Source organism: Arthrobacter humicola (assembly GCF_039531445.1).
In the GTDB taxonomy this organism is placed as follows: Bacteria; Actinomycetota; Actinomycetes; order Actinomycetales; family Micrococcaceae; genus Arthrobacter; species Arthrobacter humicola.
Window position 1 is genome coordinate 21,614 of sequence record NZ_BAAAQB010000009.1, and the last position, 12,708, is coordinate 34,321.

The following is a 12,708-nucleotide window of genomic DNA, read 5'->3' on the forward strand; positions in this document are numbered from 1 at the left end:
GCACAACCACCGCCCCATGTGGGCCTCGATGAGGAGTTGGAAATGCGCAAGACACTTTCTGCAGCCGCCGGAGCAATGACGCTACTGTCAGCACTGGCCCTGGCCGCCCCGGCCCAGGCCGCGACCTGGCACCACCGCGACGATGGAACAGCAAAACTGTCCGTCCTCCACGGCGTTCCGGGCCTTACCGTCGACGTCTGGGTCGACGGCAAGCTCACCCTGGATAACTTCACACCGGGCACATTGGCCGGGCCGTTGAACGTCCCGGACGGAGACCACAAGATTGCGATCACCGGTGGCGACGCCACCAGCGCCGACAACCCCGTGATAGGCCCGGTCACAGTGGACCTCGAAGCAGGTCGGGACTATACAGCGGTCGCTCATCTGGCCGCTGACGGGACCCCCACGGCCACCCTTTTCACCAATGACACCTCCACCAGCCCGGATGGAAAGGGCAAGCTGACCGTCCGGCACGTCGCTGCGGCCCCCGCCGTCGATGTCCTGGCCGGTGGGACCGCGGTCATTGAGGGACTTACCAACCGGCATCAAAAGATCCTCACCCTCAAGGCCGGAAACGTCTCCGCGTCGGTCGCAGCAGAGGGAACCACTGACCCGCTGATCGGCCCCGCCGACGTCAAGGTCACCGAGGGAAAAAACACCATCGTCTACGCCTGGGGAAGCCTCGCGGACAACAACCTTGGGGTCGCCGTACAGGTAGTGGACTCCTCATCGCGTGGACACAAAGGCCACCACGAGTAAGCCATCCGTAGCTCCAGCAGACGTCCTGTTCTGTCGACCGGTGGGGTCACATCGACCGTGGCCCCACCGGCACGCGCACCGTGACATCCCGGAGAGCTGACCCCGTTCGACCATGGCGGAGTCCCCCGCCGGAGCGGCATAATGTGGTTCAACAAGGCCCATTGCCGCTCAAAGGAGCACCTGATGGAGGCTGCCGCATCGCATGATTGGGACGCCCATCTCGATCACGCATTTGCCGGCGGCGACGAACGCGTCCTCGCGGAGGCGTACCGACGGTTTAGTCCGCTGGTCTACACGCTGGCGCTGAGATCCCTGGGAGAGCGTGCCGCTGCCGACGACGTCACCCAGGAGGTTTTCATTAGGGCCTGGAAATCACGGACCACTTTTCGCCCCGAGGCGGCGCGGCTGCCGGCGTGGCTGATCGGGATTGCCCGCAACGCAGTCTCCGACGCTTTGTCCGCCCGCTCCCGCCAGCGCCATCTCGAACAAGCGGCCATTCTCCTGGCGGTTGCCCCCGTTTCCCGCCCAGATGCTGGGGACGTCGAAGAGGTCGCCGACCGCCTGACGTTGGACGAAGAACTGGAGCACTTAGGGGATCCACAGCAGACAATAATGCGGCTGGCGTTCTATGAAGATCTGACTCACGACCAGATTTCGTCCCGTCTTAACCTGCCGCTCGGGACCGTCAAAAGCCACATCCGGCGCAGCCTCACCCGCTTACGCACCCGCCTGGAGGTGGAGCATGGAACACCTTGACGCCGAACTTCTCAGTCTGCTGGCCCTTGGCGAGTCCCTCGGCACAGACACCGACGCCGACCACCTCGCCAGCTGCCCCGTGTGCAGCGAAACCCTCCGAGGCCTGCAACATGCGGTGCACATTGCCACCCTCGACACCGCAGGCATCGAACTCGAGAAACCCGGCAGCCAGAACTGGGCCGCCATCCATCAGGCCCTCGGCCTGTCGCCGACCCTCGCGACGGATCCCCTGACCCAGCCCAGCGCTGGGCCCCCTGTCCCACCGACGAAGCCAGCCAGGGCGCAAGCGCCCCTGAACCACGGCAGCGGCACAGAGTCGGCACCGACACTACTGCGGCCCAGCGCCAAAGACAGGCACGCCCGTCCCGGTCTCTGGATTACCGCGGTTGCCGCCGGAATCGTTCTCGGCACGGCCGCCGGATGGACCGCCGCCGGAGTTCTCGGACACAACGGCACTACTGCGCCCACCTCCACCCAGTCGGGTCCGACATCGACAGTCGTCGCCCAAACGTCCCTGACTCCACTGCCCGCGCACACCGGGAGCGGAGATGCCCTGGTGGAGCAACTCCCCGATGGAACCCGGCACCTGATCATCCGACTCTCCAACGACCACATCACCGGATTCCGAGGAGTGTGGGTCGGCTCTGCCGACCTATCCAAGATGGTCAGCCTGGGTGTCCTCGACAATGAATCCGGCACCTTCACCATCCCCGCCGGCGTCGACCTTGCCCAATACCCCATCGTCGACGTGTCCAACCAGCCCTACAACGGGAACCCGGCCCATTCCGCCGACAGCATCGCCCGGGGAACCCTCAACCCTCAAAACTGATCCTCGGATACCATGCGTGAACCCTGAGGTGGCGAGCGGCCCCAGGGTGTCCTGGACCTCTCAGCCTTGCCTAGTGGCTACCCGCACCTGCAGTTCAGTTATCCAGGCACGTCGGGCCGAGCAGCACCTTAAGGTCGCCAAACAGGGACGGACTTGGGTTCACGCGCAGGTGCACCGGCAGGCCCATGACCTCCACCCGGGTGTCACCTTGCAGGTGCAGCCGGACCTCGGAGTTTCCGCGGTGGGTGCGCAGGACGTCGCCAAGTTCAGTGACGACGGCCTCGGTGGCCTTGTGCGTGGCCATGGTGATCACCACCGGCCCGTTCTGGCTGTCGCTGAGGTCCGGCACGGACAGTTCCATGCAGTTCAAGGTGACGGCGCCGTCGTCGCGCCGTTGCAGGCGGCCCTTGACCACCACGATCAGGTCCTCCGCCAGCACCGAGGCGATGGGGCCGTAGACCTGCCCGAAGAACATGACCTCCATGGAACCGGCGAGGTCCTCGATTTCGGCGCGGGCGTAGGCGTTGCCGCTGGCCTTGGCGATCCGGCGGCTGAGCGAGGTGATCATGCCCGCGATGGTCACGATCGCGCCGTCCTGCGGGCCGTCTTCGGCGATGATCGAGGTGATCGACCGGTCCGCGTGCTGGCTCAGGAGCCCTTCGAGCCCCTGCAGCGGGTGGTCGGAGACATACAGGCCGAGCATGTCCCGTTCGAAGGCCAGTTTGTCCTTTTTCTCCCATTCGGGAAGATCGGGGATTTCCGTGCTGAGTGAGGCCTCCGGCTCCTGGTCCTCAAAACCGGCGAAGAGGTCGAACTGGCCGATCGCCTCGTTGCGCTTGAGGGTGATGACGGAGTCGATCGCTTCTTCGTGGATCATGGCCAGGGCGCGGCGATGGTGGCCCAGCGAGTCGAAGGCACCTGCTTTGATCAGGGATTCAATGGTGCGCTTGTTGCAGACCACCGCGGGGACCTTCATGAGGTAGTCCTTGAAGGACGTATACGCGCCTTCCTTCTCGCGCGCCGCCACCATGGCCTCGACGGCGTTCACACCGACGTTGCGGATGGCGCCCATGCCGAAGCGGATGTCGTTGCCGACCGGGGTGAAGTTGAGCGCCGACTCGTTGACGTCCGGCGGTAGCACGGTGATGCCCATGCGGCGGCATTCGTTGAGGTAGATCGCCGACTTGTCCTTGTCGTCGCCCACGGACGTGAGCAGGGCGGCCATGTACTCCGGCGCGTAGTGCGCCTTCAGGTACGCGGTCCAGTACGAAATGACGCCGTAGGCGGCCGAGTGCGCCTTGTTGAAGGCGTAGTCGGAGAACGGCAGCAGGATGTCCCAGAGGGTCTTGACCGCGGCCATGGAATAGCCGTTGTCCTGCATGCCCTGGGAGAAACCGGCGAACTGCTTGTCCAGCTCGGATTTCTTCTTCTTGCCCATGGCGCGGCGCAGGATGTCGGCTTGGCCGAGGGTGTAGCCGGCGAGCTTTTGCGCCACGGCCATGACCTGCTCCTGGTACACGATCAGGCCGTACGTGCCGCCGAGAATTTCGGAGAGCGGCTCCTCGAGCTCCGGGTGGATCGGAATGACTTCCTGGATCTTGTTCTTGCGCAACGCGTAGTCGGTGTGCGCGTTCGCGCCCATGGGACCGGGCCGGTAGAGGGCCAGCACCGCGGAGATGTCTTCGAAGTTGTCAGGCTTCATCAGTTTGAGCAGGGACCGCATGGGTCCGCCGTCGAGCTGGAAGACGCCCAGCGTGTCGCCTCGGGCCAGCAGTTCGTAGGACTCCGTGTCGTCCAACGCCAGGGTTTCGAGGTCGAGATCGATGCCCCGGTTCATCTTGATGTTTTCCAGGGCGTCGGAAATGATCGTCAGGTTCCGCAGGCCCAGGAAGTCCATCTTGATCAGGCCGAGGCCTTCAGACGTCGGATAGTCGAACTGGGTGATGACCTGGCCGTCCTGGAAGCGGCGCATGATCGGAATCACGTCGATGATGGGGTCCGAGGACATGATGACGCCGGCGGCGTGCACGCCCCATTGCCGCTTCAGTCCCTCAATGCCCAGTGCCGTCTCGAAAACCTTGGCGGCTTCGGGGTCGGTGCTGATCAGCTGGCGGAAGTCGCCGGCTTCGCTGTAACGCTTGGCCTCGGGGTTCTGAATGTCGGCCAGCGGAATGTCCTTGGCCATCACAGCCGGGGGCAGTGCCTTGGTCAGCTGCTCGCCCATGCTGAACGGGTAGCCCAGCACGCGCGAGGAGTCCTTGAGGGCCTGCTTGGTCTTGATGGTGCCGTAGGTGACGATCATCGCCACGCGTTCGTCGCCGTATTTCCGCGTGACGTAGTCGATCACTTCGGAACGGCGCCGGTCATCGAAGTCGACGTCGAAGTCAGGCATGGAAACGCGGTCAGGGTTCAGGAAGCGTTCGAAGATCAGGCCATGGTGCAGCGGATCGAGGTCGGTGATGCGCATGGCATACGCCACCATGGAACCGGCGCCGGAGCCACGTCCGGGACCCACGCGGATGCCGTTGTTCTTGGCCCAGTTGATGAAGTCAGCCACCACGAGGAAGTAGCCCGGGAAGCCCATGGAAGTGATGACTTCCAGCTCATAGTCGGCCTGCTTGCGGACCTTGTCCGGGATGCCCTGGGGATAGCGGTACTGCAGTCCCTTGTCGACTTCCTTGACCAGCCAGGACGTTTCGTCCTCGCCCTCGGGGCAGGGGAAGCGTGGCATGTAGTTGGCGCCGGTGTTGAACGACACTTCGCAGCGCTCGGCGATCAGAAGCGTGTTGTCGCACGCCTCCGGGTGGTCGCGGAAGAGCTCCCTCATTTCCTGCGGGGATTTCAGGTAGTAGCCGCTGCCGGAGAAGGCAAAGCGGGAACCGCCGTTGTCATAGGTCGGCTCCAGGAGCGTGGAACCGGACTGGATCGCCAGCAGGGCCTCGTGCGCCTTCGCGTCGTGCTCGTGCGTGTAGTGGAGGTCGTTCGTGGCCACGAGCGGCAGGTTCAGTTCCTTGGCCAGGCGCAGCAGATCGCCAGTGACCCGCCGCTCGATGTCCAGGCCGTGGTCCATGAGCTCGCAGAAGTAGTTCTCAGCGCCGAAGATGTCGCGGAACTCGGCCGCGGCCTCCACGGCTTCCCGGTACTGCCCCAGCCGGAGCCTCGTCTGGACTTCGCCGGACGGGCAGCCGGTGGTGGCGATCAGGCCTTCGGAGTACGTGTTCAGCAGTTCCCGGTCCAGCCGCGGCCACTTGCCGAAAACCGAGTCCAGGGAAGCGATCGAGGAGGCCCGGAAGAGGTTCCGCATGCCCACGTTGTTGTAGCTGAGCAGGGTCATGTGCGTGTACGAGCCGCCGCCGGAAATGTCGTCCTTGCGCTGGTGCTCCTCGCCCCACCGCACGCGGCTCTTGTCCGTGCGGGCGGTTCCGGGAGTCACATACGCCTCGACGCCGATAATCGGCCTGATGCCCTTGTCCGTTGCCCGCTTCCAGAAGTCGAAGGCGCCGAACAGGTAGCCGTGGTCCGTCGTGGCGAGGGCCGGCATGCCGAGCCGCTCGGTTTCGTCGAACAGTTCACCGAGCCGGGCGGCGCCGTCCAGCATCGAGTACTCGGTGTGGTTGTGGAGATGGACAAACGAGTCGTTGCTGGAAGTCACCGCACCATTCTAGTGCCGTGCCGCGGCAGCGGCGTGCAGCCGCGACGGCGGGGCTCAGGCCTGCCCGGATTCCAGGACCTCGAGGGCATACTTCAGATCCTGCGGGTACTCGCTGGTCACGGTGACCCGCTCCCCCGTCCGCGGGTGATCGAAGGACAGTGACCGGGCGTGCAGCCATTGCCGGGTCAGCCCCAGGGTGGCGGCCAGCCGCGGGTCCGCGCCGTAGGTGAGGTCACCGGCGCAGGGGTGGCGCAGCGCGGAGAAGTGCACGCGGATCTGATGGGTGCGGCCCGTTTCGAGGTGCACCTCCACGAGCGAGGCCTTCCCGAAGGCTTCCAGGACCTCGTAGTGGGTAACGGAGTCACGGCCGTCCTCAATCACGGCGAACCGCCAGTCGTGGCCCGGGTGGCGGCCGATGGGGGCGTCAATGGTGCCCGCCAGCGGGTCCGGCAGGCCCTGGACGACGGCGTGGTATACCTTGTCCACGGTTCGTTCTTTGAAGGCCCGTTTGAGGACGGTGTACGCGTTTTCGGTCTTGGCCACCACCATGACGCCGGAGGTGCCGACGTCGAGCCGGTGGACGATCCCGGCGCGTTCGGGGGCGCCCGACGTCGAAATCCGGTAGCCGAGACCGGCGAGGCCTCCCACCACCGTGGGACCGACCCAACCGGGCGACGGGTGGGCTGCCACGCCGACCGGTTTGTCAATGACAACGAACTCGTCATCGTCCAGCAGGATCTTTAGGCCGTCCACTACTTCCTCCACGATTTCCAGGGGGTCCCGGCGGTCCGGCACCACGACGTCGAGCACGGTGCCGGCGGTGAGCTTGAGGGATTTCCCGACCCTCTTGGCGTTGCTGCTGACATGGCCTTCGGCGATGAGGACAGCAGCTTGGGAGCGGGAGATGTCCATCATTTTGGACAGGCCGGCGTCCACCCGGGCGCCTGCGAGGTCCTCCGGGACGGTGAATTGCCGGTGCCCTGCAGGTGCAGAACCGGACTCCCCGGCCGGGTCCTCGGGGTTAGACATCTCGGGGTCAGACATCCTTGGCCACCGCTTCCTTCGTGTGGCGCGAACCGTCCAGCGAGATCCCGCGCAGCGTGAGCAGGCAGATGATCACGACGGCGGAAACGACGGCGGAGTCGGCGATGTTGAAGATCGCGAAGTTCGGCAGCTGGATGAAGTCCACCACATGGCCCATCGCGAAAGACGGCTCGCGGAAAAGCCGGTCCGTCAGGTTGCCGAGTGCACCGCCGAGCAGCAGCCCGAGCGCCAGCGCCCACCACAGCGAGCCAAGCTTGCGAAGCTGCATCAGGATCGCGACGGACACCGCCGCCATGATGATCGTGAACACCCAGGTGACGTTTTCGCCGATCGAGAACGCCGCCCCGGAGTTGCGGATGTAGAACCAGTGCAGCAGCGGCGGAAACACGGGGATCCGCTCGCCCTCTGTCATGGTGGTGGTGACCCAGAGCTTGGTCAGCTGGTCAAACACGTACGCGAACACCGCGAAGGAAGCGAACAGGACAAACAGCTTCGCCCGGCGCCGCCGGGTAGGCACGGGCTGTACGGCCGCGGCAGGCTGTGTGGCGTCTGGTGATGGTGCGTCAGTCATAGGGCTTTCGTTCGGGAGCCAGTACGGAGACCGGGGTGTGGTGCCCGGCACGCCGGCACCGGAACCGGTGGCGGCACCGTGCGGGAATGAACCGTGCAGGAATGAAACAGTGCGGGAAAAAGGAAAAGCCGGCGGCCGAGGAGTCCCCAGCCACCGACTTTCAGAATACTTGGCTTTTTGCCTTAGTTGGCTTCGCCAACCTCAGCGGCGGCAACAGAGCCGCGGGCATCGAGGTCACGCAGCTGGCCTTCGATGTAGGCCTTCAGGCGTGAGCGGTAGTCACGCTCGAAGCCGCGCAGCTGCTCGACCTTGCGTTCCAGCACGGAGCGCTGCTGCTCGAGGGCACCAAGGATCTTGCGGGACTTTTCCTGAGCATCGTTGACGAGGCTGCTGGCCTCGATCTGTGCTTCAGCGATGATCTTATCCCGCTGCTGCTCGCCGTCGGCGATGTGCTTGTCGTGCATCTGCTGTGCCATGGCGAGCAGGCCGGCGGCCGACTCGGAAGCCGGGGTGACCGCGGTGCGGGCCGGTTCGACTGCCTGGGCTGCCTGGGCGGCCTTGGCGGCCTGCTCGGCTTCCTTCTTCTTGGCGGCTTCAGCGGCCGCCTTTGCCTTGGCCTCAGCCTCAGCCTTGGCGGCGTCTTCCTTTTCGGCCTTGACGGGCGCCGGGACCTTTTCCACCACGGGGGCGGCGGCTGCGGAGCTGGCAGGCGTGCCGGCGCCGAGTTCGGCGAGCTTCTTGCGGAGCTCGTCGTTCTCCTGGTTCAGGCGCCGGAGTTCGACGACGATCTCGTCCAGGAAGTCATCTACCTCGTCCTGGTCGTAGCCTTCGCGGAACTTGGTCGGCTGAAAGCGCTTGTTGACAACGTCTTCTGGCGTCAAAGCCATCTGGTCACCTCGTTGGTCTAGTTAGTCAGTAGGCCTTCCGGCCGTCAAAACTACGGTACCTAAATATGGTCTGGTTCCTCTAATTCAACACCGCAGTGTCAAACCGGAGTTTCTAGCAGTTCGGGCCTTGGCCCGGGTCAGTCGCCTGCGTGGCCGCGGCGGCTGCTGATGCTGCGGTCGGCCGGGCCTACACCAGGCTCTTCACGATCCCCATCGCCAGGCTCACGACAACGAACAGCAGCAGGAACCCGATGTCGAGCGAAACGCCGCCCAGCCGGAGTGGCGGGATGAGCCGGCGAAGGAGCCCGAGGGGCTTGTCCGTGACCGAATACACGGCATGGGCAGCGACGAGCGCCACACCGCGCGGCCGCCAGTTCCGGGCAAACATCTGTACCCAGTCGTAAACCAGGCGGATGATCAGGGCCACGAAGAAAAGCAACAGTGCGATATAGACGAGCCCGAAAACAATTCCCATGAGCTAACTCATATCTCCATGTTCATTCCGGATACCGCAGTGTCCTAAGGAAAGTACCGCTTCTATTTCAACACGAATAATTCCGCACGGATGCCAGGCGGGTGTCCCCGCCTGGCATCCGTGCGGAATTATCGTCTCTAGCTTTGGTTGAAGAAACTGGCCTGCGTCTCGCTGACCTTCTTGTCATCGCCAATGACTTCGATGTACGACGGCGAGAGCAGGAAGACCTTGTTCGTCACCCGTTCGATGCTGCCGCGCAGACCGAAAACAAGGCCGGCGGAGAAGTCCACGAGGCGCTTGGCATCGGCCTCGCCCATGTCGGTGACATTCATGATGACGGGGATGCCGTCGCGGAAGCTTTCGCCGATGAGCTTGGCGTCGTTGTAAGACCGCGGATGGATCGTGGTGATCTGCCGGAGGCCGGTGGTCTCTTCGCGGCTCGATGCCGCACGCTTGATGGGTGTCACAGGTGCGCGATATTCCTCTTCAGCGGCGTAGGGCTCTTCCCGGGGGACCTCGCGGACGGGCGCGGGCGCACGTCGTTCCTCGCGGTCCTGCTCCATGGATTCGTCCTCATCCTTGTGCGGTGTGGGGTGCTCAGACTCGTAGTGTTCTTCGCCGTCGGCGAGCCCAAGATAGATCATTGTCTTGCGCAGAGCGCCAGCCATGCTCGACTCCTAATCTTGTCCGTAAGCGGGCCGCTTAATGACTAGACAGCCTTGGAATCCCCGCCGATACCTTCCAATACGTCGAACTTACCGCAGGCCCGGACGCGGACCGAGAATATCGGAGCCAATGCGCAGGTGTGTCGCCCCGAACCGGATCGCCTGCTCGAGGTCCTGGCTCATGCCGGCGGAAATTCCCGCGGCTTCCGGAAATTGTTCTCTCAGCCTCCCGGAAATGCCGGCCAGTTTCTCGAAGGCGGCGGCCGGGTCCGCACCGAGCGGGGCCACGGCCATGACGCCCGCGAGCCGGAGTCCAGCGGCTCCGGCCAGTTGTTCGGCCAGTGCGGGAACGTCGTCGGGGGCTGCGCCGCCGCGGTGCACGCCGGCGTCGTCCTCAAGACTGACCTGGATGAAGCAATCCAGGGGCGGCCGCCCTGTGCGATCGCTTTCGACCGCCATCGCCTTGGCCAGGGCCGTGGCGAGGCCGGCCCGGTCCACGGAGTGCACGGCCCCGGCGTATCTAACCACGGACTTGGCCTTGTTGCTTTGCAGCTGGCCGATGAAATGCCAGTTCAGGCTGAGGTCTTCCAGTTGCGCTGCCTTCCCGGCGGCTTCCTGGTCCCGGTTTTCCCCGACGTCGGTGACCCCCAGCGACGCCAGCCGCCGGACGTCCTGCGCCGGGTGGAACTTGGTGACGACAATCAGACGGGGCGGCGTCGACTGCCGGCCCGCGGCCGCAACAGCGGCGTCGATCCTGCGGCGGACGGCAGAGAGGTTTGCCTCAAGCTGAACCAGCCGGGGACCTTCCAGCGCATCCTCACGGTTCTCCCCCGATATTTCCCCCGGAGGACCAGCCAGCCCTGTGGGACGGCCCTCAACCGGCTCAGTCATGGCCCTGTGCTCTCTTTCCGTGTGTCGTGTCCGTCCACACCAGCCCGGCGAAGCGGCCGGTGCGGGGGTCTCGGCGGTAGGAAAACAGGTTCCCGTCCTCGAGGGTGCAGCCCCCGGAGTATTCCACCGCGACATCCGCCGCCTCCAGCTGGCTCCGGACGCCTGCCGGCAGGTCCAAGCCCGGCGTGCCGGTGGAGGTGGTGCACCACGTGGCGGGGACGGCCGCGGCAACGTCGGAGCGCAGACCGTCGGGGACCTCGTAGCAGCGGCCGCAGACGGACGGGCCGATCCAGGCGCTGATATTGTCCGCGCCGAGCTCACGCAGGCGTGCGACGGCGGCCGGCACCACTCCGGCGGCCACACCGGGGCGCCCGGCGTGGACTACCCCGAGGACGGGGGCGCCGGCCGGACCGTCGCCGACCAGTATCACCGGCACGCAGTCCGCCACCATGACCGCCAGCGGCTCGGTCAGGGAGACCATCGCGTCGGCGGTGGGGGCGGCCGGTTTGTCCGCTGCGGTGTCCGATCTGCTGTCCGCTGCCGCGGGGCGGGCATCGCCCGCCGCGGTGCCGCCGCTGATGGTGGCGACGTCGGCGCCGTGGACCTGGTTCATGTACCGGAAGACGCGCCCGCCGAGTCCCGCGGCCGCTTCGAGCTCCTTGCGCCGGCGGCGGACCGCGCGGGGGTCGTCACCAACGTGAAGTGCCAGGTTCCCGGCTCTGGCGTCGGTGAAGGCCACCCAGACCCCGGGCCGGACTTCAGCCTGCCAGGAAAACAATCACACCACCGCCGTCAACGTGTCCGGAATTCTTGCGTTCATACGTTCCACCGTAACCCGGCGAAAAGCAGCATGGCACCGCCGGACGGCAGTGCCATGCTGAAGCCGAACGACTTACTTGAGGAAGTCGGGGACATCCAGGTCATCGGAGTGGCGGCCGGACAGGTCCGGCTCCACGACGGCCGGGAGGTCGACGTCGAAGCCTGAGTCGGCCGGTACCGCGGAGGGACGCTGCTGGCCCCAGCCGCCGTAGCCGGAAGCGCCGACGGTGGCGTGCAGCGGCTGGACCTGGGCGGAGGCGGGTGCCTGCGCCGGAGCCGGAGCCGGGGACGTGGGTCGCTGCGGCGCGGCCGGCAGGGACTGGTCCATGGACGGCGAGGTGGCCTTGACGTCGTCGAAGCCGGCGGCGATGACGGTGACGCGTGCCTCGTCGCCGAGGGCGTCATCGATCACGGCGCCGAAGATGATGTTGGCCTCGGGGTGGGCGACTTCCTGGACCAGGCGGGCTGCTTCGTTGATTTCGAAGAGGCCGAGGTCCGAGCCGCCCTGGATGGACAGCAGGACGCCGTGCGCACCGTCGATCGATGCTTCGAGCAGCGGGGAGGCGATGGCGAGCTCCGCGGCCTTGACGGCCCGGTCTTCGCCGCGGGCCGAACCGATGCCCATGAGCGCGGAACCGGCGCCCTGCATGACGGACTTGACGTCGGCGAAGTCGAGGTTGATCAGGCCCGGGGTGGTGATGAGGTCGGTGATGCCCTGGACACCGGAGAGCAGGACCTGGTCGGCGGAGCGGAACGCGTCCAGGACGGAGACGTTGCGGTCGCTGATGGACAGCAGACGGTCGTTCGGGATCACGATCAGGGTGTCGACTTCGTCGCGCAGGGCGTCGATCCCGGCTTCCGCGGAGCCGGCCCGGCGGCGGCCTTCGAAGGTGAAGGGACGCGTCACGACGCCGATGGTCAGGGCGCCCAGGGAACGGGCGATCCGGGCTACGACGGGCGCGCCGCCGGTGCCGGTGCCGCCGCCCTCGCCGGCGGTGACGAAGACCATGTCTGCGCCCCGGATGACCTCTTCGATCTCATCGGCGTGGTCCTCCGCGGCCTGCCGGCCCACCTCAGGGTTCGCGCCAGCACCGAGTCCACGGGTCAGTTCACGCCCGACGTCGAGTTTGACGTCGGCATCGCTCATCAACAATGCCTGGGCATCGGTGTTGATGGCGATGAATTCGACGCCGCGAAGACCGACCTCGATCATGCGGTTGACTGCGTTCACGCCACCGCCGCCGATGCCGACGACCTTGATGACGGCCAAGTAATTCTGCGGAGCTGCCACGTTACGTGTCCCTTGTTCGTGTACTAATGCGAAAACTGATCGAGCGGTGCTTGAAGCTTTGAACCTTAA

The 12,708-nt window shown here is 65.5% G+C and carries 12 protein-coding genes; 3 read left to right on the forward strand and 9 right to left on the reverse strand.

Annotated features, from left to right (window positions below; all coding sequences use genetic code 11):
• Positions 1 to 42 precede the first annotated feature (42 nt).
• From ABD243_RS03565 to ABD243_RS03575, 3 genes are all read left to right on the forward strand, one after another.
• The gene (locus ABD243_RS03565; RefSeq protein WP_344362161.1) at positions 43 to 759 is read left to right on the forward strand and encodes a DUF4397 domain-containing protein; all 717 of its coding nucleotides are present in this window, start codon (positions 43 to 45) and stop codon (positions 757 to 759) included.
• Positions 760 to 942: 183 nt separating this feature from the next.
• A complete protein-coding gene (locus ABD243_RS03570) occupies positions 943 to 1,515 on the forward strand; it encodes an RNA polymerase sigma factor (RefSeq protein WP_344362331.1) in 573 nt (190 codons plus the stop codon).
• Entirely contained in the window at positions 1,502 to 2,344 is an 843-nt protein-coding gene (locus ABD243_RS03575; RefSeq protein ID WP_344362163.1) for a hypothetical protein, read from the forward strand. Before ABD243_RS03570 ends, ABD243_RS03575 begins: the two co-directional genes overlap by 14 nt.
• Before the next feature lie 94 nt (positions 2,345 to 2,438).
• Here ABD243_RS03575 and dnaE read toward each other — a convergent pair whose 3' ends face one another.
• The 9 genes from dnaE to ftsZ all read right to left on the reverse strand — a co-directional run bounded on the left by dnaE (position 2,439) and on the right by ftsZ (position 12,639).
• Entirely contained in the window at positions 2,439 to 5,996 is a 3,558-nt protein-coding gene (dnaE, locus tag ABD243_RS03580) for a DNA polymerase III subunit alpha (protein ID WP_116767502.1), read from the reverse strand.
• Between the two features lie 54 nt (positions 5,997 to 6,050).
• Entirely contained in the window at positions 6,051 to 7,025 is a 975-nt protein-coding gene (locus tag ABD243_RS03585; protein ID WP_272914151.1) for an RluA family pseudouridine synthase, read from the reverse strand.
• Between the two features lie 7 nt (positions 7,026 to 7,032).
• Entirely contained in the window at positions 7,033 to 7,611 is a 579-nt protein-coding gene (lspA, locus tag ABD243_RS03590) for a signal peptidase II (RefSeq protein ID WP_344362168.1), read from the reverse strand.
• A 182-nt stretch (positions 7,612 to 7,793) separates the two neighbouring features.
• Complete coding sequence (locus ABD243_RS03595) at positions 7,794 to 8,498, reverse strand: DivIVA domain-containing protein (protein WP_344362171.1); 705 nt, start codon at positions 8,496 to 8,498, stop codon at positions 7,794 to 7,796.
• Between the two features lie 187 nt (positions 8,499 to 8,685).
• Complete coding sequence (locus ABD243_RS03600; RefSeq protein WP_116767505.1) at positions 8,686 to 8,973, reverse strand: YggT family protein; 288 nt, start codon at positions 8,971 to 8,973, stop codon at positions 8,686 to 8,688.
• A 137-nt stretch (positions 8,974 to 9,110) separates the two neighbouring features.
• On the reverse strand, positions 9,111 to 9,641 hold the full coding sequence (locus ABD243_RS03605; protein ID WP_344362173.1) for a cell division protein SepF: 531 nt from the start codon (positions 9,639 to 9,641) through the stop codon (positions 9,111 to 9,113).
• An 87-nt stretch (positions 9,642 to 9,728) separates the two neighbouring features.
• Positions 9,729 to 10,529 (reverse strand): YggS family pyridoxal phosphate-dependent enzyme, encoded by an 801-nt coding sequence (locus ABD243_RS03610; RefSeq protein WP_344362175.1) that lies wholly within the window; start codon positions 10,527 to 10,529, stop codon positions 9,729 to 9,731.
• The gene (locus tag ABD243_RS03615; protein ID WP_344362178.1) at positions 10,522 to 11,307 is read right to left on the reverse strand and encodes a purine nucleoside phosphorylase YfiH/LACC1 family protein; all 786 of its coding nucleotides are present in this window, start codon (positions 11,305 to 11,307) and stop codon (positions 10,522 to 10,524) included. Before ABD243_RS03615 ends, ABD243_RS03610 begins: the two co-directional genes overlap by 8 nt.
• Before the next feature lie 114 nt (positions 11,308 to 11,421).
• A complete protein-coding gene (gene ftsZ, locus ABD243_RS03620; protein ID WP_344362181.1) occupies positions 11,422 to 12,639 on the reverse strand; it encodes a cell division protein FtsZ in 1,218 nt (405 codons plus the stop codon).
• Positions 12,640 to 12,708 lie beyond the last annotated feature (69 nt).